This is a genomic window from Pseudoalteromonas sp. Z9A5, assembly GCF_011378875.1.
In the GTDB taxonomy this organism is placed as follows: domain Bacteria; phylum Pseudomonadota; class Gammaproteobacteria; order Enterobacterales; family Alteromonadaceae; genus Pseudoalteromonas.
The window spans coordinates 23,451-42,892 of the sequence record NZ_WTLC01000017.1 but is presented as its reverse complement, the minus strand read 5'-3'; the positions used below and the strand labels follow the sequence as shown (position 1 = coordinate 42,892).

22 protein-coding genes are annotated in these 19,442 nt (G+C 37.3%); 8 read left to right on the top strand and 14 right to left on the bottom strand.

Annotation, left to right across the window (positions count from 1 at the left end; translation table 11 throughout):
- Positions 1-319: 319 nt before the first annotated feature.
- The 5 genes from GQR56_RS10400 to GQR56_RS10380 form a co-directional block, all read right to left on the bottom strand.
- Entirely contained in the window at positions 320-595 is a 276-nt protein-coding gene (locus GQR56_RS10400) for a YfcL family protein (protein WP_024610148.1), read from the bottom strand.
- On the bottom strand, positions 592-1,755 hold the full coding sequence (locus tag GQR56_RS10395) for an ATP-NAD kinase family protein (RefSeq protein ID WP_166111078.1): 1,164 nt from the start codon (positions 1,753-1,755) through the stop codon (positions 592-594). The genes GQR56_RS10400 and GQR56_RS10395 overlap by 4 nt, the downstream gene beginning before the upstream one ends.
- Positions 1,745-2,299: an elongation factor P hydroxylase gene (locus GQR56_RS10390; RefSeq protein WP_024610150.1), complete on the bottom strand. Its 555-nt coding sequence runs from the start codon at positions 2,297-2,299 to the stop codon at positions 1,745-1,747. Before GQR56_RS10390 ends, GQR56_RS10395 begins: the two co-directional genes overlap by 11 nt.
- A gap of 116 nt (positions 2,300-2,415) precedes the next feature.
- The gene (locus GQR56_RS10385; RefSeq protein WP_166111075.1) at positions 2,416-2,877 is read right to left on the bottom strand and encodes a zinc-ribbon domain containing protein; all 462 of its coding nucleotides are present in this window, start codon (positions 2,875-2,877) and stop codon (positions 2,416-2,418) included.
- A gap of 62 nt (positions 2,878-2,939) precedes the next feature.
- Positions 2,940-3,587 (bottom strand): glutathione S-transferase family protein, encoded by a 648-nt coding sequence (locus tag GQR56_RS10380; protein ID WP_166111072.1) that lies wholly within the window; start codon positions 3,585-3,587, stop codon positions 2,940-2,942.
- A gap of 118 nt (positions 3,588-3,705) precedes the next feature.
- Here GQR56_RS10380 and GQR56_RS10375 point away from each other — a divergent pair, with 118 nt between their 5' ends.
- A complete protein-coding gene (locus GQR56_RS10375; RefSeq protein ID WP_029880374.1) occupies positions 3,706-4,545 on the top strand; it encodes a LysR family transcriptional regulator in 840 nt (279 codons plus the stop codon).
- 7 nt (positions 4,546-4,552) lie between these two features.
- Here GQR56_RS10375 and GQR56_RS10370 read toward each other — a convergent pair whose 3' ends face one another.
- The 4 genes from GQR56_RS10370 to prmB form a co-directional block, all read right to left on the bottom strand.
- Positions 4,553-4,942 (bottom strand): DUF4112 domain-containing protein, encoded by a 390-nt coding sequence (locus tag GQR56_RS10370; RefSeq protein WP_024610152.1) that lies wholly within the window; start codon positions 4,940-4,942, stop codon positions 4,553-4,555.
- Positions 4,943-5,078: 136 nt separating this feature from the next.
- Complete coding sequence (locus tag GQR56_RS10365; protein WP_024610153.1) at positions 5,079-5,519, bottom strand: DUF4274 domain-containing protein; 441 nt, start codon at positions 5,517-5,519, stop codon at positions 5,079-5,081.
- Between the two features lie 164 nt (positions 5,520-5,683).
- Positions 5,684-6,781 (bottom strand): chorismate synthase, encoded by a 1,098-nt coding sequence (gene aroC, locus GQR56_RS10360; protein ID WP_024610154.1) that lies wholly within the window; start codon positions 6,779-6,781, stop codon positions 5,684-5,686.
- Between the two features lie 66 nt (positions 6,782-6,847).
- Complete coding sequence (gene prmB / locus GQR56_RS10355; protein WP_024610155.1) at positions 6,848-7,783, bottom strand: 50S ribosomal protein L3 N(5)-glutamine methyltransferase; 936 nt, start codon at positions 7,781-7,783, stop codon at positions 6,848-6,850.
- Positions 7,784-7,935: 152 nt separating this feature from the next.
- On the opposite strand from prmB, the gene smrB reads away from it, so the two are divergent.
- The 4 genes from smrB to GQR56_RS10335 all read left to right on the top strand — a co-directional run bounded on the left by smrB (position 7,936) and on the right by GQR56_RS10335 (position 10,657).
- A complete protein-coding gene (gene smrB, locus GQR56_RS10350) occupies positions 7,936-8,493 on the top strand; it encodes an endonuclease SmrB (RefSeq protein WP_024610156.1) in 558 nt (185 codons plus the stop codon).
- A 27-nt stretch (positions 8,494-8,520) separates the two neighbouring features.
- Positions 8,521-9,450 carry an AEC family transporter gene (locus GQR56_RS10345; RefSeq protein ID WP_166111069.1) on the top strand — a complete coding sequence of 310 codons (930 nt, stop codon included), beginning with the start codon at positions 8,521-8,523 and terminating at the stop codon, positions 9,448-9,450.
- A gap of 248 nt (positions 9,451-9,698) precedes the next feature.
- Positions 9,699-10,082, top strand: coding sequence for a hypothetical protein (locus tag GQR56_RS10340; protein ID WP_166111066.1), 384 nt, complete (start codon positions 9,699-9,701; stop codon positions 10,080-10,082).
- A gap of 224 nt (positions 10,083-10,306) precedes the next feature.
- Positions 10,307-10,657, top strand: a complete 351-nt coding sequence (locus tag GQR56_RS10335) for a hypothetical protein (RefSeq protein ID WP_166111063.1) — start codon at positions 10,307-10,309, stop codon at positions 10,655-10,657.
- 79 nt (positions 10,658-10,736) lie between these two features.
- On the opposite strand, the gene GQR56_RS10330 is transcribed toward GQR56_RS10335, so the two are convergent.
- The 3 genes from GQR56_RS10330 to sixA are packed head-to-tail and all read right to left on the bottom strand — an operon-like array spanning position 10,737 to position 12,334.
- Positions 10,737-11,474: an SDR family oxidoreductase gene (locus tag GQR56_RS10330; RefSeq protein ID WP_166111060.1), complete on the bottom strand. Its 738-nt coding sequence runs from the start codon at positions 11,472-11,474 to the stop codon at positions 10,737-10,739.
- Positions 11,475-11,481: 7 nt separating this feature from the next.
- Positions 11,482-11,838 (bottom strand): RidA family protein, encoded by a 357-nt coding sequence (locus GQR56_RS10325; RefSeq protein ID WP_166111055.1) that lies wholly within the window; start codon positions 11,836-11,838, stop codon positions 11,482-11,484.
- 25 nt (positions 11,839-11,863) lie between these two features.
- Positions 11,864-12,334: a phosphohistidine phosphatase SixA gene (gene sixA, locus GQR56_RS10320; protein WP_166111052.1), complete on the bottom strand. Its 471-nt coding sequence runs from the start codon at positions 12,332-12,334 to the stop codon at positions 11,864-11,866.
- 190 nt (positions 12,335-12,524) lie between these two features.
- Between sixA and GQR56_RS10315 the strand changes: the two genes are divergently transcribed.
- Positions 12,525-15,248: an insulinase family protein gene (locus GQR56_RS10315; RefSeq protein WP_166111049.1), complete on the top strand. Its 2,724-nt coding sequence runs from the start codon at positions 12,525-12,527 to the stop codon at positions 15,246-15,248.
- A 53-nt stretch (positions 15,249-15,301) separates the two neighbouring features.
- Entirely contained in the window at positions 15,302-17,557 is a 2,256-nt protein-coding gene (locus GQR56_RS10310) for an EAL domain-containing protein (protein ID WP_166111046.1), read from the top strand.
- A gap of 110 nt (positions 17,558-17,667) precedes the next feature.
- On the opposite strand, the gene yeiP is transcribed toward GQR56_RS10310, so the two are convergent.
- Positions 17,668-18,240, bottom strand: coding sequence for an elongation factor P-like protein YeiP (gene yeiP, locus GQR56_RS10305; RefSeq protein ID WP_008168547.1), 573 nt, complete (start codon positions 18,238-18,240; stop codon positions 17,668-17,670).
- 195 nt (positions 18,241-18,435) lie between these two features.
- Between yeiP and GQR56_RS10300 the strand changes: the two genes are divergently transcribed.
- Positions 18,436-18,822 (top strand): MmcQ/YjbR family DNA-binding protein, encoded by a 387-nt coding sequence (locus GQR56_RS10300; protein WP_024610175.1) that lies wholly within the window; start codon positions 18,436-18,438, stop codon positions 18,820-18,822.
- 41 nt (positions 18,823-18,863) lie between these two features.
- Here the strand turns inward: GQR56_RS10300 and GQR56_RS10295 are convergent, their stop codons facing one another.
- Complete coding sequence (locus tag GQR56_RS10295) at positions 18,864-19,373, bottom strand: GNAT family N-acetyltransferase (RefSeq protein WP_024610176.1); 510 nt, start codon at positions 19,371-19,373, stop codon at positions 18,864-18,866.
- Positions 19,374-19,442 lie beyond the last annotated feature (69 nt).

The window sequence follows — 19,442 nt, the reverse complement described above, 5'->3', positions numbered from 1 at the left end:
TATAATTCTTACTCATAAAACGCCCTACTCGATATATACCAATCTGCTTATATGGGGTCTATTTAACAACAAGAAGACGGCACTGTAATTAGGAAAAATTTATATATAGTTGTTCTAAAAAATTAACGGCATTATGGGATGGATTAACTCACTAAATTGTTCAAATACTTATGCAGATTAGTATTTTTCTAAAACCGTGTAAAATATCTAATTACATTCGTATAAATAAACTAGCTTACTCGACAGAGCTTATGCCCAAAAGCAAAAAAACACGATTGCGCTAAGCAAGTCGTGTTTTTATATTGTGCTAAAAGAGCTGTTAAGCGAGTGCTTTAACTTCTTCCCATAGACGCACAACTAATGCTTTGTCTTCTTCGTTAAGCTCACCATTACGATATGCTTTAACTAAGCTTTGCTCTACGGTATCGTTTAGCTCATCTATACTGATTGTCAGCTTTTCTACTTCGGCATAACCTACTGCAAGATCGAAATGACCTCGTAAATAGCCACCTGCAAATAACTCATCGTCAGTTGCTTTTATTACTAAATCATCGAAGTACTGCTGGGCTGCATCGATATAGTTCACTAAACTCATTTATTAATCTCCTGGTTTTGCAGAGCACCTGTATTTTCAAGGTTTTGATGCCCTACTGCATACATAATATGGTCGTTATATCCGGTGGTTACTTTAATATAACCCGTTAATTCATCATCTAATTCGCTGTCGCCAGTATCACAAATAAGGGGGCGACCATTAAGCGCTTGTAGCTTTGTTTTTGTTGCTACTACAATAATATTTTCTTTGCCAATTGCACGTATAAGCGCGGGGCTTAATTGCTGATTACCACGACCAAATATATGTCCTTGCCCGCCAATTAGGGTAATTACCAATTTAGTATTTTGCTCATGAGTAAGCTCAAGTAATTGCTTAGCCATTAAATCTTGGGCAACTATGGTTTGATCTTTTATTAAATCAACGCCAAGCAATGTATTCTCAAGTCCCATTTCTTCCATTATAGCTTCAACGGTTGAGCCGCTACCCATAATATAAAATGTGTCTTCATCCATTTGCGATACAACATGCGCAGCAATATCAGCTAGTACTAATTCGTCGGTTTCTTTACCGCCATTTTTAACAGCTTGCATATAACGTACTTCGCTGGGTGTTTGCATTTCGCCATAACGTTTTGCTTTTACCGTACCTTGCCTAAAGGCATCTTCATCTATATCCATTACATCTGCATCAGCTAAGGTAACTAACTCACCTTTAACCAGCATTTCAACTACGCGCCCTGCTGCTTTTGGTGTAATGGCGTATACACCAGAATGAATTTTACAGCCTGCAGGAATACCAAGTACCGGAACGGTATCCTCTATTGCATGGCAAATATTACGTGCTGTACCATCGCCACCGGCAAATAAAACCAAATCAACGCCAGAGTCTTTAAGTATTTTTACCGCATTCTCAGTATCATCTGGGGTTGTTATAGCAGCAGTGTTGTATATAACCTCAACATTAAAGCCCAATGCCTTTGCTGTTTTCTCACCCATGTCGCCGTTAACAGTGTAAATAATTAAGCGTTCTTTATAAGGTAATAGCACTTCAAGCGCTGCTTTTGTACGGCTATTTGCCTTTGGCTCTGCGCCTAATTCTATTGCTTTGGCAGCAGTTTGCGCGCCATCACTGCCTTTTAAAGCAACTGTTCCACCTAAACCCGCTACAGGGTTTACAATTAAACCTAATTTAAACGCCATCACAAAGCTCCTTCGGGTGTTGCCAATTAAACTGTTGCGCGGTTATTGGCCACGGTGTGTTATAAAAATGGGATAGTGCTTTTAAAAGTAATTCTGTCCGAGGGTTAAAGCCATTTTCGATAAGCGATAATACACGCGCATGCACTCGTTGTTGAAAATCAAACCGACATGTTTGCTCGCCGTTTAAGTTATCCACCGACACGTTAAAATTAAACCCTGCTGCGGTACTTAATAACCACTCTATAGCTTGAGGCTTTACTTCAACGTTTTCAAATTCAGTCTGCTTTTTTTCATCACGACCATCGGGGCAGTACCAATAACCGTAGTCTTCTTGTAAACGACGTGCATCGCCTGCTACTAGCCAATGCGCAATTTCATGCAATGCACTCGCGTAAAAACCATGAGCGAATACAACCTGATGAAAAGAGGCTGTATTATTAGCTGGAATATAAATAGGCTCGCAATCGCCTTTTATCAATCGGGTATTATAACTTTGATAAAAAGTGCGTTCAAAAATTGAAATTAGATCAGCTATTTGATGCATAAAATTAGGCTAATTAGTCTCGGTTACAGCGCTATTTTGCGCATTAAAAACGAGACGAATTGTACGGGCTTTTACAGCTAAAGTAAAAATAAGGCGAGATAGTAAAAAATAAACGGTTAACCATTCACTTTATTGATGTTTTTAATAATACCTAAACAGTAAAGAGTATTACCAAGTTCTTTATGCTGTGTTTTTTCACTTGAGGTTTTATTGGCTAAGCTAGCTAATATATCGTAACGTTTACGAATAGTTCGTATATATCGCGCATGCCTACGGCATTCAAAGCAATGAGTACAATGCGAATCCACCCAAAAGCCAAGTACCTCAAACCAATATTGCTGCTCTTGAGCAAAGAAAATAAATGCCTTAGAGCAAGTCTCGCACTGCTCCTCAATATCTACATAGAGTGTTCGAGGATAAATGGCATAATTTTGCTTTTTTATATCAGCCAATATTACCGTATTAGAAAAATACTTAAGGTTTGCGTAACGCCAGTGCGCACTCTCAATTGCTTCAACAGTCGAAGGTGTATTGGTAATTATTGGTTTATCGCCATACCTTGGATGGTTAAGGTACATCAGCTCGCCTACTTTAAAGTTATGGTTTTAATACTAAAAAGTAAATCATATAAAAGCAATAGTTATGCAGGCGTGCCTGCTTCATCACATTCTACAATATCGGTTTCGGCTAATGCTTGTTTAACCCAGTTTTGTAGCTCTGGGCAGCCCATAACCTGCTCACAGTAGCGATTAGCTTGTTCAGATAAACTAATTTGGTAAGTTTTTAGTCGCAAAATAATTGGTGCATACATAGCATCAACAATACTAAATTCACCAAATAACCATCTATCAGGATAAGTAATTTGTTGTTGGTTAAATATTTCGTCAATACGGGCAATGTCTTTTTTAGCAGCATCAGAAAGTGTAATTACACGTGTGGCGCGAATATTCATTGGCATTTCGTTACGTAGTGCCAAAAACCCTGAATGCATCTCAGCACTTAGACTACGTGCTTTAGCTCGATGAGTTATATTTGTTGGCCACCCTGCCCCCAACAAATAAGCATCGTTTATGTATTCACAAATAGCTAATGAATCCCAAACAACTAAATCACCATCAATAAGCACTGGTACTTTTTGCACTGAAAGCCGCTTTTGTAATTCATTATAAAAATCAGGTGTATCCAGTACTAATTGCACCTCACTAAATACAACACTGAATTTACTCATTAAATACCATGCTCTAAGTGACCATGTCGAGTAATTTTTATTACCAATAAATAATTGCATTGTGACTTCCTAAATGATTAAGTTAAGTCAATATACGTTACGACTTAGGTGAATACTCGCCAAAATTTGTCATACCACATATCAATTAAATTGATGTATTAAAATATTAGGAATTAAGATGGATATCGATTCACTTCGCACATTTTTAGCATTTGTAGATACAGGTAGCTTTACTCGTGCCGCACAACAAGTGTGCCGTACGCAATCAGCGGTCAGTATGCAAATGAAAAAGCTAGAGCGTGATATTGGTAATTCATTATTTAGTAAACAAGGTCGACAACTTGTACTTTCTAACGCAGGTATTCAACTAGCAAGTTACGCTAAACAATTAATAGCACTACACGATGAAGCATATAAACAATTAAAAACAAGCACAGTACAAGTTCGTATCCGTTTAGGTTGCCCTGATGACTACGCCAGTTCAATATTGCCAAAAGTTGTTAGTTTGCTCCATCAGCATATTAACCAACTAGATTTACAAATCAGTTGTGCTTCAACCACAGAGTTAAAAAATCAGCTCGATCAAGGCTTGTTAGATATAATAATTGCCACCCGCTCACCAAGCTCTGAGGAAGGGTACTTTTTGTATTCAAGTACGGGTGTGTGGGTTAAGAGCGAGCAATTTATTTATGACTCAAATATGACCTTGCCCCTCGCCATTTTTATGCGCGATTGTAAGTTTCATCAGGCAGCAATTGAGGGGCTACTAAAAACGGAGCGACAATTCAAAATAATAGGTTGCTGCGCAAGCTTAAGTTCACTTGAATCTTTAGTGAAAAGTCACTTAGCCATAGGCGCCATTGCTCAGGTAAGTAAAGCCGATTCGTTATGTATTATTAATGACATTACCCTTCCCGCTTTACCGGTTATTGATATTGTTTTGTTACATGCCAACCATGCACACAATCCTATAAACCAAAATACAGTAAAAAAAATAGCTGAACAGTTTACTTTTTAAGTAAAACTTAAAGCTTACCCTGTTTAATTAAAGCATTTTTTAACAATTGAGTGTTACGCGTATTTGCTTTAAAAAACGCATCAAATATATCGCCAAACAGGGGGATTGATCCTACAAAAAAATCTATCAGCATATTAATTATAATTTTTAGTTTTATGCGTTTACTCATCCCCATACGCTGCGCTTCTAGCAATACATAGCTTGATAATATAAGCCCAGCGGCATCGCCAATCACAGGAACAAGTCCAATAACAGCATCAATCCCTATATTAAATTTAGTAAAAGGAATGCCAATGCTGCTGTCGGTAATTTTACTAAAACGTTCAAGTCGCGTTATTGCTGCGTGTATTTTTTGCTGGGAGCGTTTTACATTTTTTGCTTGTGTCGTATTCGTCATAGTTAATAACCTCCATAAAAGATTATATAAACTAAACTTGAACTAGCCCTGAAGTGTTAATGCTAGCGTGATCAATTAGCAAAATGGGATATAATATTCTTGTTGTAATTCACTTATACTATTACCTTGAATAGCCTTATATTATTTCATCTTTAGGTATTACTTTATTGATAAAGATTTCTGAAACACCCTGTTTTATTAACGTGTATTTTTCTACTTTTCCTAAAGGTGGTTCAAAACGTATTAAATTCAACTTATACCAGCCAGTACTAATTCTACTTATCATCTTTTCACAAAAGTCAGACCACTCTTCGTTATATTCGTTTCTTTTAATATCTTTTGTTAAATAACACATTGCATCGGCTAACCAAAAAAGTGATAACGCAACACCAAAGTCACAGTTCTCGTTATCTGCAACTGCATTTATTACCTCTAAGCCGTTGTCCCAATTATAAGCTTGAGCATATTCCAGTAAAAAAAATGGATTTTTTGAATTGCTCACTATATTTACGCTTATTTTTAGATCAACTTCATACTGAGCATTATTTATTAACTGTCTTTCAAATTGAGAAATCATATTTATTGCCTAATAAAAACAGAATAGTTAAATGTTTACCAAGATATTGTTGTCTGATTTTAAATATAACGTCTCTTATATTTTCGCTTTAACTCTATAATTTAATGGTACTTTGATATAAAAAAAAGCGCCTTTCGGCGCTTATTTTATATCATATTAACGTTTTAAACTGAGCCGTTAATTGGACCATGTTCGTGGTTTACATGTGGATTTTGACCGCGTTGACGCAGTAAATGATCCATCAGTGTAATGGCCATCATTGCCTCAGCAATAGGCACGGCACGAATACCAACACACGGATCGTGACGTCCTTTGGTGATCATCTCTACTGCTTCGTTTTCAGTATTAATACTTTTACCTGGAATAGTAATACTCGACGTTGGCTTAAGCGCTATTGAAGCAATAATATCTTGCCCAGTAGAAATACCGGCAAGTACGCCACCAGCATGGTTTGATGTAAAGCCTTCAGGGGTTAATTCGTCGCGATGTTCTGACCCTTTTTGCTCAATAACATCAAAGCCGTCACCAATTTCAACGCCTTTAACTGCGTTAATACTCATTAATGAATGTGCAAGCTCAGCATCGAGCCTATCAAATACTGGCTCCCCTAATCCTACTGGTACATTGCTTGCCACTACTTTTACTTTAGCGCCTACTGAGTCACCTTGTTTTTTAAGGTCACGCATGTATTCGTCAAGTGCTTCTAGCTTGCTTGCATCAGGGAAAAAGAATAAGTTATTTTCAACTTCGTTCCAGTCAAATGTCTCAGCCTTAATAGGACCAAGTTGGCTTAAACATGCTTTAACTTCAATACCATGAAATTGCTTTAAGTATTTTTTAGCGATAGAGCCTGCCGCTACACGAATAGCTGTTTCGCGTGCAGACGAACGACCGCCACCACGATAATCACGCAGACCGTATTTATGCCAATACGTGTAATCGCCATGACCAGGGCGAAATACATCTTTAATTTTTCCGTAGTCTTTTGAGCGTTGATCGGTATTTTCGATAAGTAAACCGATGCTTGTGCCTGTGGTTTTACCTTCAAAAACGCCTGAAAGAATTTTTATTTGATCGTCTTCACGGCGCTGCGTTGTGTAACGGCTTTGGCCTGGTTTACGACGGTCTAAATCTATTTGTAAGTCGGCCTCTGTGATCTCAAGACCTGCGGGAGTACCATCAACAACGCCGCCTAATGCAACGCCGTGGCTCTCACCAAAGGTGGACACTTTAAATAACTGTCCAATGCTATTACCTGCCATTAACTTTCCTCATTCCTAATGACTACCAATAGCCAAGCACATGGCTTGGCTATTCATTATTTTTACTTATTTTGTAAAATACTCATCTAACTGCTTTTTGCTAATTACAAATACACCTAAGCCGCCTTGTTCAAACTCAACCCATTCAAACGGCGCACCCGGATACAGTGCATCCATATGTACCATAGAGTTCCCTACTTCTACAAATAACAAACCGTTATCAGTTAGATGCTCACTTGCTTCGCTTAATATTGTACGTGTTACATCTAATCCATCGTGACCTGATGCAAGCCCAAGCTCTGGTTCATGATGAAATTCGCGAGGTAAGTCGGCCATATCTTCTGCATCAACATACGGTGGGTTTGCTACTATTAAGTCGTATTTCTGACCTGGTACACCACTAAATACATCAGACTGAATTGGTAGCACGCGGTCACTTAACATGTAATCGCTAATATTTATGTCAGCTACTTCAAGTGCTTCATACGATATATCTACCGCATCAACTTGTGCCTGCTCAAATGCTTGTGCAAGCGCTATTGCAATACAACCAGAGCCAGTACATAAATCTAAAATACGGTTAACCGACTCAGGCGCATCTAACCACGGAGTAAAACGGTTGCTTATGAGTTCAGCAAACGGAGAACGTGGAATAAGTACGCGCTCATCAACATAAAACGGCATACCAGCAAACCACGCTATGTTTGTTAAGTAAGGTACTGGCGTGCAATCGTTAATGCGTTCTGCAATAAGACCTGATAACAGGTTTTTTTCTGTGCTTGTTAAACGCGCATGCATTAATTCTTTTGGTGCATCAACAGGTAAACTAAGCGCAGGAAGTAGCAAACTTACAGCTTCATCCCAAGCGTTATCTGTACCGTGTCCAAAAAATATACCACTACTTGCAAATTGGCTTGTAGTCCAACGTAACCAGTCATGTAAAGTTGACAGTTCTGCAACGGCTTCTTCTAATGTTGCTTCTTCTATTTGTAAATCGTTCATATATTTTTACCTGTAGTAGCTTACTGACTGTTTTGAGTCTTTGAGACGATTGCATTGCCTATCTGCGCTGGGCAAATTACAATTGCCCCTCATTTAAGTATTGTACCGCCTTTTGCGCTGCGTTTTTACGTTTTTTTGTTTAGGTAAAAGTTATGAAAAAAGACATTCCACTACATTCGTCCCTAAGCAATGACGATATAAGCTTATTTCGTCAAACGATCACAGGCGCTAAAGTATTCAAACAAGATACTCATCGTTTTGATACAAAACCTAAGGTGTCACAAGCTAAGCAATTTGCCCAGCAAAAAAAGCAGGCACAGTCTGAATTTTTTTTCTCAGACGTTTATATTCCCGATATAGATACCCACGGAACAGTAAAATATGTAAAACCTGGGCAAGACAGCTTTTTAGCTAAACAGCTTCGCCGTGGCGACTTTGCACCCGACTTAACGCTTGATTTGCATGGCTTAAATAAAGAATTAGCTAAAGATGAACTTGCTGGCCTAATTCACGAATGTAAAAAACAGCATTATTATTGCGCGTGCGTTATACATGGTATTGGTGGTGGCGTACTAAAACACAAAGTCCCCCAGTATTTAGTGCAGCACCCAGACGTTATAGCTATGCATCAGGCCCCACTTGAATATGGTGGAAGAGGCGCAGTGCTCATACTAATCAATTTGCCGCAAAGCGATGAGTTTAGACGCTAAATTAATCTATTACTAGGATGTAACTACGTGCACATTTTTTCGATTATTTTTCCGCTCATATTCATTGTTGCGCTAGGGTATGCTTGCTGCCGATTAAACTTTTTTGAAAAGCAACATATTGCAGGGCTTAGTAAATTTACTTTTTATATTAGTTTACCGGCTTTTTTATTGTTAAATATGTCGCAAATTAATTTACAGGAGAGCATTAGCCTTTTTGCATTTTTAAGCTTTTACATACCCGTACTGACTGTGTTTGGCTTAGGTATTTTAATCGACCGCTTTTATTTAAATAAAAAGCACTTAAAAAATTATCAACAACACGGTGTGTTTGGTCTTGCTTCTAGCTATTCCAACATGGTGCTTGTAGGCATTCCTATTGTTATTGCGTCATTGGGGAAAGAGATGATTGCAATTGCGTTTATGATCATCACTTTTCATAGTACATTATTGTTTGCGCTTACTTTTTTAATAGGAGCTAAAGGCAGTAGCGATAAGTTTTCATGGTCACACTTTGGTAAGAGTATGGTATTAAACCCTATTGTACTAAGTATTGGTTGTGGGCTTATATTAAACATATTGGGAGTAACACTGTTTACCGACTTAGCAAATAGTTTGGAGCTATTAGCTAAACCAGCAATTGCATGTGCATTATTTGTGCTTGGTGCAAATTTAGCTTTTTATAAAATAGCCGCAAATTGGCAACCAGCCCTAATTGCATCCGTTTTAAAAATAACTCTATTACCGGCATTAGTGCTATTGATAGGTACTTATGTATTTAAACTAGACACGCAAATACTTAATGTATTAGTACTTTTAAGCGCATCCCCTGTTGGTGTAAATGCCTACCTCATTGCGAGTCAAATAAAGCAACACGAAGCCACACTTGCTGGCGCTGTGGTGTTGTCTACTATTTTAAGTGTTATTAGTTTTACATTTTGGCTGGCTATATTATTGTAGCCAAAATTAAAACTGTGCGCTTTTCCTCTTTTTAAATTAATTTGGGTAACTTGACCATAATTACACATCTCTAACTTTAACCAGTATAGCAATGTAACAACGCTTTTCATTACCCAAGCCTCACCACAAAGTACCCACAACATAAACAAAAGCAACTACATTTAATATAGTTGTTGCTATGCACTTATCAACTTCTAAAGACTATAAATACCAACACTTATACAAAACTTCGATTGGAGTCGCAAAGAATGCATTACGAAATTTTTGGCGTCATTTATACAAATAAAATAAATCATATGAATGAGTTATATATCTTCTATGAGGAATACAAAGTTGAAGTACTTGCTAGACTACCCTTTTTCTTATCTGAATTAGTCGAGCCATTCACGGCAAATGAGTTCTACTACTTTATAGAAAAACATGGTGGAAAAAATTTACTTAGGAAAGCAAAAATCAAAATTATTATTAGTATTGAAGCCTTATGTGCTGGAGATAAGTTTTGTTGTCAATTATGTAATACTGTCATTAGCTTAGCGGCAGAAGATAGAATGCAAGTAAAGTCTGCCAGTGAAAAGTTACAGTCTAGCTCCGCCATAGGAAACTGTAATAGTGATTATGCTAAGTTTAGTTAATAGTATCTTCATTATTATATGGTTTTTTAACCCTTTTCATTTATATACAATCCAATCTTAAAGTTGATCTCTGGAGTGAAATCGACTTTTAATATTTCTATTCAACATCTCTGCAATGCACTACATAACTTATTGTAAAAAGAATCATATGACCATTTTCATACCTAAAATTATTTTGCTGCTATTATCAATAAGTAACTTGGTACAACAAAAAAGGTGAAAATATGAAAACGACGAATATAAAATTAATTAAAGTCATTGTATGCTCATTAAGCTTATTATCACTTAGTAGCTACGCGGAATGTATAGTCAGTGAACATGCCATTTTCCCTCAAGAACAAGGTAGTATTAATTTTTGGCAACAGTTAATCCGAAATTCAGATGATAACTCACTTGCTATTTTTTGGGATCAGGGCAATTGCTCTATATCAAAAGGTCCTCACGATGGTGGGAAAGCCCCAGATAAGGGGAATGGTTCTACATTGCATATAACTATTGAAGATGGCTTTAGAACATGCCACGTTTTTAACCAAAAAAACAGTGAATTAAGAACACTGACAACTTGTAATCCATAGCTGAGACTAAGGGTATTTATCCTAAAAGCTTAACAGTCATATGCAGTGCCTCTTACTTACTCAGCAAAATAGGCGACACTTACAAACCACCAGCTACATCAATAAAACTACCCGTTGTAAAAGCAGCATCACTGGAAGCTAAAAAGTAAATTGCAGCAGCAACTTCTTCAGGCTTATCCCCTCTGCCAAGTGGTAGTTTGTTTTTAAGCCGATCTACACGATTTTTATCGCCACCATCGCTATGCATATCAGTGTAAATAAGCCCTGGTCTGACTGAATTAACACGAATACCTTTACTTGCAACTTCTTTTGCTAAACCAACAGTCAACGTATCTATAGCCCCCTTTGAAGCAGCATAGTCTATGTATTCATTAGGAGATCCCGTTTTAGCAGCCGCAGAGGATACATTAACAATACTGCCGCCATTTCCCATGCGCTTTACCGCCTCACGGCTACACAAAAAAGCACTGGTAATGTTTGTTGTCAAAACTTCGTTTATTCGCTCAGCATTCATATCTAACAAAGGCATTTGTGGTTTTAAAATACCGGCGTTATTTACTAATACATCAAGTTGACCAAACTCTTTATCTATCTGAGAAAATAAAGCTAAAACATCCGCCTCTTTCGATACATCTGCTTTTATAACTTGAGCTCTAACACCAAGGCTTTTTACTTTACTTGCAACTAACTGCGCACTTGCTAAATCAGACTTATAGTTAATGCAAACGTCATAACCCTGCTTAGCAAAATATAGTGCCGTAGCCGCGCCAATACCTCGGCTAGAGCCAGTAATAAGTACAACGGGAGGACGAGTCATTAAAGCTCTATTGTGCTTTTAAAGCTGCGACTACTGAAATTTCAACAAGTAAAGCATCTCGAGCCATTTTTGCTTCTACGCAAGCACGAGCAGGAGCATACCCTTCGGGTACCCACGCATCCCATACTGCGTTCATATCAGCAAAATAATCCATACTTTTAACGTAAATAGTAGCACTTAGCATATGCTCTTTTGAACTGCCGGCTTCATTAAGTAGTACTTCTACCTTGTCGAGCATAGTTTGGGTTTGCTCTTTAATGTTTTGCTCAGCATCAGCACATACTTGTCCGCATAGATAAACTGTACCATTGTGTTTTACAATGCGACTCATGCGCGCACCGGTTTGAAGCCGTTCGATTGTCATGCTCTTTACTCTATATTATTTAGGGTTATACATTTTCAGGAGCGTTTATGCTCATATATTGACTACGCTGAGTTTTCTCATCGTAATTAATTACTGCGATTGCACCAGTGTTAAAAATAGGCATATTTCCCGGACTTAACTGATCAACCAAATAGCTAACAATAGGCATATGCGCTACTACAAGCCAAGAATCACATTCTGGGTGTAAAGCTATTAAAGTTTCTAGATAGTCGGCAGCAATGTGTGGTTTGCCTTCGGGTACTATATCGTTGGTGGTTTCACTAAATTTGAAGATATTATTTTTTGCTACACCCTGTGCAGTTTGTTGTGCACGAATGTAAGGACTAACTAACAAAGCATCGGGTGAATGATTTTTGCTAAGCCATATGCCCATTTTTTCAGCTTCTACATGCCCTACTTGAGTTAAATTTCTAGCTGCATCGTCAGCCTGCATAGGTGTTGCTTCGCCGTGGCGCATTATTAGGATTGTTTTCATAAAAAATCAACCGATTAAAGAATATAAAACAGTAGCCAGTCTGCCCATTTGTCCGCTATATTAACAACATAAACCTATTTATTTCTAAATAGTTCTTTCATGATATTCAGGTAATCTTTTAGCACTCTTTCGCTATCCTGAAGCTATCATTTGTTGTTAACAAGTAAACGTTTAGTTTCAGGAGCATCATTTGAATATCAGTCGTAACGATAACAGAGCATACCGCGCCCTCACACTGGACAATGGTCTAAAAGTACTATTAGTGCAAGATAAAGATTCAACAAAAGCAGCTGCATCTATGGCTGTTAATGCTGGTCATTTTGACGACCCTATTGATAGACAAGGCTTAGCTCATTTTTTAGAGCATATGCTTTTTTTAGGCACTGACCAATTTCCAGACTCTGGTAGCTTTAATAATTTTGTATCTCAAGCCGGCGGTAATACAAATGCGTGGACTGGTACAGAGCATACCTGCTACTTTTTTGATATAAATAATCAAGAGTTTGAAGAAGCGCTAACGCAATTTAGCCGTTTTTTTATAGCACCACTTTTAAATCCAGCCGAAACAGAAAAAGAACGCAATGCGATTGAAGCTGAATTTAAGCTCAAAATTAAAGACGACGGTCGCCGCATCTACCAAGCTCACAAAGAAACCGTTAATCCAGCTCACCCTTTTGCTAAATTTTCGGTGGGTAACTTACAAACTCTCGCAGATAGAGAGCGCTGCATAAGTGATGAGTTACGTGATTTTTTTAATACTTTTTATCAAGCCCAATGGATGACCCTAGTTATTTGTGCAAACGAAGAGCTTGATACATTACAAAGCTGGACTAACACATACTTTAACGAGATTAATGGCAGTAAAAACCTTAAAAAACCAGAAATTAATGAGCCACTATATCGCAAACAAGATATTGGAAAAATACTCCATATTGAGCCACATAAACATATGCAAAAGCTTATCGTTAGCTTTGCAATGCCAAATATTGATGATTTTTATCGCCATAAAACAGTAAGTTTTATTGCTCATTTATTAGGTTATGAAGGTGCTGGTTCACTTTATTCTATTTTAAAAGAGCAAGGTTGGATAAACGCGCTTTCTGCCGGTGGCGGTATTAATGGCAGTAACTTTAAAGACTTTAATATAAGTATGGCGCTTACCGACGAAGGTATTGAGTACTTTGAAGATATTATTGAAATGGTATTTGAGTATATTTGTTTAATTAACGATAACACCGAGCAATTACCACGCCTGTATCAAGATAAAAAAAATCTATTACAAATTGCTTTCGACAATCAAGAAAAGTCACGCCTTATTGATTGGGTTAGTAATTTAAGTGTAAACATGCAGCATTACGATGAAATTAACTACGTGCAAGGCGACTATTTAATGGAAGGCTTTAAAAAAGCGACCCACGAAATGGCGATGCAATGGTTAACACCAAACAATATGCGCATTGTGTTAATACACCCAGATGTAGAACCAGAGCATAAAACAGCATGGTACAACACGCCCTATAAAGTAGAAAAAGTGTCGCCTCACTGGCTTGATGCACTAAGTGATATAAATAAACCGCTTAATGAAATGCTACTGCCTACAGCAAACCCTTATTTAACAAAAAAAGTGGTGTTATTCGATGTTGAAAAACCACAAACAAAACCTGAGCTATTAGTAAATGAACCTGGCTTTGAGTTTTGGTTTAAACAAGACAACACATTTAGAGTAGCAAAAGGTCATTTTTACTTAGCAATGGACTCAGACTTTGCAGTAAAAGATGTAAAGCACATGGCATTAACACGTTTATTTACAGATTTATTTATGGATAGTGTTGGTGAGCAATTTTATCCTGCAGAGCTTGCTGGCTTAAGTTATCACTTAACCTCACACCAAGGCGGATTAACGCTGCATACTGCTGGGCTATCTTCTAGCCAGCTTGAGTTAGTAGATCAACTCATCGATGCGCTTTTCAATGTCGAAATTTGTGCCAAACGTTTTGCAGAATATAAAAAGCAACTAGTAAGGCATTGGCGTAACAGTAATCAAAATAAACCTGTTAGTGAGCTCTTTAGTATTTTAAGTGCCAAAGTTATGCCTTGGAACCCGCAACCAGGGGAACTTGCATCTGCATTAAAAAATACAAGCTTTCAGCAATTTAACGAATTTAGACGCGACTTTTTTAAAGCGCTGCATGTCGAATCGTTTTTACATGGTAATTGGCAACAAAATGACGCGCTTGAGTTTCAGAAAAAAGTAGCGAGCCATTTAAAAAATGCGACAACAATTGATGATTTAAGACGCCCCCTCTTTGAAATAAATAAAGTAACACGTTATGAGTTAGAGCTTCCTTGTAGCGATCATGCCATGGTTATTTATTACCAAGCAAAAACAGGAGACGTAACCGAAAAAGTAAAAATGATGGCGCTTAATCATTTAATGAACCAAGACTACTTTAACGAACTGCGAACAACTCAGCAGCTAGGCTATTTAGTGGGTGCCGGATATGCCCCTTTTAATACTCGAGCGGGTATTGCCTTTTACATACAATCACCTAAGTTTGATGCTAAAACACTAATACACAGGCATAACAGCTTTATTAATCAATATTTAAATAATATAGATAAGCTTGATGAAGAAAATTGGCAACAACAAAAACATGGGTTAACTACACATATAGCCGAAAAAGATAAAAACTTACGTCTGCGCTCTCAACGTTTATGGCTTGCTATAGGTAATAGAGATCATGAATTTAATATGCAGCAAAGGTTACTTAATGCATTAAATGAGTTAACGCTCCAAGATCTAAAAAAGTATGCACTCAACCTTTTTGATGAGAACCGGTCAAGATATGAGCTATTAAGTTCAGTTAAGGTTAATAAACAACAAAACACGCAGATTTATTCGCATTCTCTTTGACTCTTGATCAGCCTTGTTTTAAATTATCATTTGTAAATTTGAAGTAATAAAAAATGATAAAAATAATAATAAAAATAAGCTTGTCACTTATATTACTTGCTTGCTCATTTAAGCTTTATGCTTTTGAGTTATCATTTAATTACGACTCCGATACAATACTAATACTAGCAAGTGCAGTAATTGCACTTGCTTTGCCCTACCTGCTATTTGTGATCCATAAACTGAGGCGCTCTCGTCGTCAGTTAAGCTTGTCTGAAAAACGCTTAAAAAGCACCGTTGAAGGCAGCGGCGATACCCTTTGGGATTGGAATATAAAAACAGGTGAAGTCATTCGTATTAATGATAAATACATGATGAATTCTACTACTCTAATTGGTTTTCCACCTAATAAAAGCCTTATTCACCCTCATGATTTAATGAATGTTGAGCACTTACTTAAAAAGCATTTTGCCGAGCAAACCGTTTTTTTTGAAGCAACTTATCGAATTAAAGACACATTTGGGCGTTGGCATTGGGTACTCGACCGCGGAAAAATAATTGAAAAAGATGCCAACTTATCACCACTTCGAATGACTGGCACTGTACGCGATATATCACAATTAAAGTCGACAGAAGAGCGCCTAAATTTATTTGCTAAATGTGTCGAATCCCTTACTGATGCCTTAGCCATTTATGATAAAAACTTTAAATTAATAGATATAAACCCAAGCTTTTTAACATTGTTTGGCGGCGTGCGTGAGCAATACCTTAATAAAGATTTTAACCTTCCTGGTTACGATCAGAGTTACGTAAATAATATTATAGAAATAGTTAAACAAACCGACCATATTCAACAAGAAGTTAAACTGCGTAATAGCGAACGAGTGTTGTTACCTATTGAAATATCTATTGATGAAATTAAAAACGATCAAAACCAAATTACTAACTACGTTATTGTTTACTCAGATTTAACCGAGCGTAAAAAAGCAGAGTCGCAATTACACAATCTGTCTAACCGCGATCGTACAACTAGCTTACCTAATCGTAATTTATTTTTTACTGATTTACATAAACTCGTTAAGCTTAACTCCCACCATGCGTTGTTAGTGTTCGACCTAGATAATTTTAAAAAAATAAACGATTCTTTAGGGCACCAGTTAGGCGATAGCTTACTTGCCAAGCTCGCTATGCGCTTAAATAAGCTAACCCGTGAGAATGATATGTTTTATCGTTTAGGGGGCGATGAGTTTGCTTTGGTGATGTCTGACACCAACGACATACACGTGATAACACGTATGGCGAAACAATTTTTAGCGGCTATTGCTACACCGTTTAAAATGGCTGGTCACGAACTCGCAATTACCTCAAGTGTTGGTATTGTACTGTTCCCCGAAGATGGTAATACCCCAGAGCTACTTTTAAAAAACGCTGACACTGCTATGTATCATGCTAAAAAGAAAGGTAATAGCTACTTATTCTTTAACGATACAATGAATCGCCAAGCGGTTAAGCGCCTACAAATAGAAAACTTAATGCGCTTTGGTTTAAAACGAGATCATTTTGAAGTTTATTATCAACCTAAAATGAATATTCGAACCGGTAAATTAACGGGTATGGAGGCATTAGTACGCTTTATCACCCCTAAAAAAGACATTATAAGTCCAGGTGTATTTATTCCCATAGCAGAGGAAACCGGACAAATAATCGAGATAGGTGAAGTGGTATTAAATAAAGCATGTAGAGACGTTAAAGAGTGGCTTGATAGCGGTTTATTTAGTGGCAGAGTAGCCGTTAATTTATCCGCAAAACAATTTAGCCTACCGGATTTAACTTCTCGTATTGACGTTATTTTACAAAAAAATGAGTTACCTTCGTACTTTTTAGAACTTGAAATAACCGAAGGCACTGTAATGGATGACCCTAAAGAAGCCATTGCAATTATGCGCTCGTTAAGTGCCCGAGGAATTCATCTTGCTATGGACGATTTTGGTACTGGCTATTCCTCTTTGGCGTATCTAAAACAATTTCCACTGAACACACTAAAAGTGGATAAAGCGTTTATTGATGATATGAAAAATGAACGCGGTCGTAATATGGTTGACTCAATTGTCACGATTGCACATAACCTTGATTTACATGTAGTAGCTGAAGGCGTTGAGCAAGCAAGCCAAATTGAAATACTTAAAAAGCTTAACTGCGAAACCGTGCAAGGCTATTACTATTCCAAGCCGTTATCTAAAAAAGAATTTACTGAGTTTTTAAAACAGCAACAAAGTAAAGCAGCGCCAAGCTTAATTAGAATTACTAACAATGCAGCATCAATAAATTAAGACGACCTTTTAACTCAAGTTTATAAGTTAAAACAATAAACTTTTACATACAAAAAAGCCGAATTTATATAAGTTCGGCTTTTTAAATTGGGGCCTTATAGCTTACTAGTTTACTTTTCAGCTCGACCCATAAATTTATGCTCAACCGTATTAATACGAATACGATCGCCTGTTGAAATATGCTCAGGTACCGAAATATTCAAACCAGTCGACATACGTGCTGGTTTTGAGCGAGCACTTGCAGACGCGCCTTTAATAGATGGGTCTGTTTCTTCAACAACAAGCTCAACACTTGACGGTAAGTCAAGACCAACTGGTGCGCCGTCAATTACAATAACGTGAACACCTTGCGTTTCTTCATTAACGAATTGAATTTCTTCGCTAATGGCTTCTTTATTTAGATTGTATGGTGTGTAATCTTCATTATCCATGAACACATATTCATCACCATCAACATAAGAAAGCATTACTTCACGTCGCGTTAAATCAGCAAGCGTTAACATGTCACTGTCTTTAAAGGTTTCGTCTACTTTACCACCTGTTACTACATCGTATAAACGCATGCGGTACAAGCTACCACCAGCACGACCTTGCGGTACTGATCGTACGATATCCTTTACAACTAACACGCGACCATTAAAATCAATGGCAGTACCCTTTTTAACATCACTCGCCTTTGGCATGTGGAAATTCCTATTATTTTTTTGATTGCCAGAAACATACCACGAACTGGACTTTGTTCAACAAAAAAGTTACTTCAAACCTCGTTATACATTGTATTAACTTGTAAAATTATAATTTAGACTAAAATACATATAATCAAATGTGTAAAAAACTGCTATTGTAGCTTAACCGAGTATGACTTCAAGGAATGGATCATGGACCAAATAAATGTACATGAGTATTTAATTAAAAAACCACTTGTTCAGGTTACTAAACCGTTTGCTCAAGAGGTTGATGTTTATAAAGTGAATCATAAAATGTTTGCTACCCTTGCTATTGGCAATGATGGCGAAACAAATGATGATGGAGAGACTATTTGGTGGCTTAATTTAAAGTGCGATCCCGATGAAGCACTTTCATTACGCGATACTTTTCCTGCGGTGATTCCAGGCTACCATATGAATAAACGTTTATGGAACACAGTCATTTTAGATGGCTCAATTCCTCAAGGCGAAATTGAACGTATGATTGATAATTCGTTCAATTTAGTAGTAGAAAACATGCCAGAAAAAGACCGTAAAACAATAGAACAGCACTTGTAAACGCCTATTACTATTTGGGCTAGTACGCTAGCCCAATTAAATTACACCTTGAGTGTATAAATAAGGTCGTCATATAATTCATTATTAATTGTATGCACCTGAAATAGCGTGTCGGTAAGTGTTAATCCGCACTTGCTAAGTACATTTTCGGAGCCCTTATTACCGCGAGTAACTACCCCTTTAAACTGTGTAATACCGCATTGCTTCCACGCCCACTCTATAACCGCTCTTAATGACTCAGTCGCATAACCTTTACCAAAATATGAGGGTAAAAATAAATACCCTAACTCAGCTGTAATTCCATCATACGTAAAACCGCTAACACCAATTACTTGCTCGGTTTCATTATTTATAACAGCTAAACATAACGGGTGCTGTTCACTCGGATACCATGCTGGTAAACGCTGCTCAAACCGCTGCCTAACAAATACTTCCTTTGGCTCATCAAAACAATGTAAAAGTACTTTAGGCTCTCGATGGAGCTGTAAAAAAATAGCCCAATCGACTTCATTGATTTGACGCATACTTAATCGTTCTGTAAATAACTGCATATACCCTTTACCTTCCAGAAAACTTAAATAACCTGAAACACCATAACAACGAGGCTTTACAAATTCCAA

Bases quoted from the DNA above. Each gene is read 5' to 3' on its own strand.
- GQR56_RS10400 (WP_024610148.1), bottom strand. From the start codon at position 595: ATGAGTTTAGTGAACTATATCGATGCAGCCCAGCAGTACTTCGATGAT.
- GQR56_RS10395 (WP_166111078.1), bottom strand. From the start codon at position 1,755: ATGGCGTTTAAATTAGGTTTAATTGTAAACCCTGTAGCGGGTTTAGGT.
- GQR56_RS10390 (WP_024610150.1), bottom strand. From the start codon at position 2,299: ATGCATCAAATAGCTGATCTAATTTCAATTTTTGAACGCACTTTTTAT.
- GQR56_RS10385 (WP_166111075.1), bottom strand. From the start codon at position 2,877: ATGTACCTTAACCATCCAAGGTATGGCGATAAACCAATAATTACCAAT.
- GQR56_RS10380 (WP_166111072.1), bottom strand. From the start codon at position 3,587: ATGCAATTATTTATTGGTAATAAAAATTACTCGACATGGTCACTTAGA.
- GQR56_RS10375 (WP_029880374.1), top strand. From the start codon at position 3,706: ATGGATATCGATTCACTTCGCACATTTTTAGCATTTGTAGATACAGGT.
- GQR56_RS10370 (WP_024610152.1), bottom strand. From the start codon at position 4,942: ATGACGAATACGACACAAGCAAAAAATGTAAAACGCTCCCAGCAAAAA.
- GQR56_RS10365 (WP_024610153.1), bottom strand. From the start codon at position 5,519: ATGATTTCTCAATTTGAAAGACAGTTAATAAATAATGCTCAGTATGAA.
- aroC (WP_024610154.1), bottom strand. From the start codon at position 6,781: ATGGCAGGTAATAGCATTGGACAGTTATTTAAAGTGTCCACCTTTGGT.
- prmB (WP_024610155.1), bottom strand. From the start codon at position 7,783: ATGAACGATTTACAAATAGAAGAAGCAACATTAGAAGAAGCCGTTGCA.
- smrB (WP_024610156.1), top strand. From the start codon at position 7,936: ATGAAAAAAGACATTCCACTACATTCGTCCCTAAGCAATGACGATATA.
- GQR56_RS10340 (WP_166111066.1), top strand. From the start codon at position 9,699: ATGCATTACGAAATTTTTGGCGTCATTTATACAAATAAAATAAATCAT.
- GQR56_RS10335 (WP_166111063.1), top strand. From the start codon at position 10,307: ATGAAAACGACGAATATAAAATTAATTAAAGTCATTGTATGCTCATTA.
- GQR56_RS10330 (WP_166111060.1), bottom strand. From the start codon at position 11,474: ATGACTCGTCCTCCCGTTGTACTTATTACTGGCTCTAGCCGAGGTATT.
- GQR56_RS10325 (WP_166111055.1), bottom strand. From the start codon at position 11,838: ATGACAATCGAACGGCTTCAAACCGGTGCGCGCATGAGTCGCATTGTA.
- sixA (WP_166111052.1), bottom strand. From the start codon at position 12,334: ATGAAAACAATCCTAATAATGCGCCACGGCGAAGCAACACCTATGCAG.
- GQR56_RS10310 (WP_166111046.1), top strand. From the start codon at position 15,302: ATGATAAAAATAATAATAAAAATAAGCTTGTCACTTATATTACTTGCT.
- yeiP (WP_008168547.1), bottom strand. From the start codon at position 18,240: ATGCCAAAGGCGAGTGATGTTAAAAAGGGTACTGCCATTGATTTTAAT.
- GQR56_RS10300 (WP_024610175.1), top strand. From the start codon at position 18,436: ATGGACCAAATAAATGTACATGAGTATTTAATTAAAAAACCACTTGTT.
- GQR56_RS10295 (WP_024610176.1), bottom strand. From the start codon at position 19,373: ATGCAGTTATTTACAGAACGATTAAGTATGCGTCAAATCAATGAAGTC.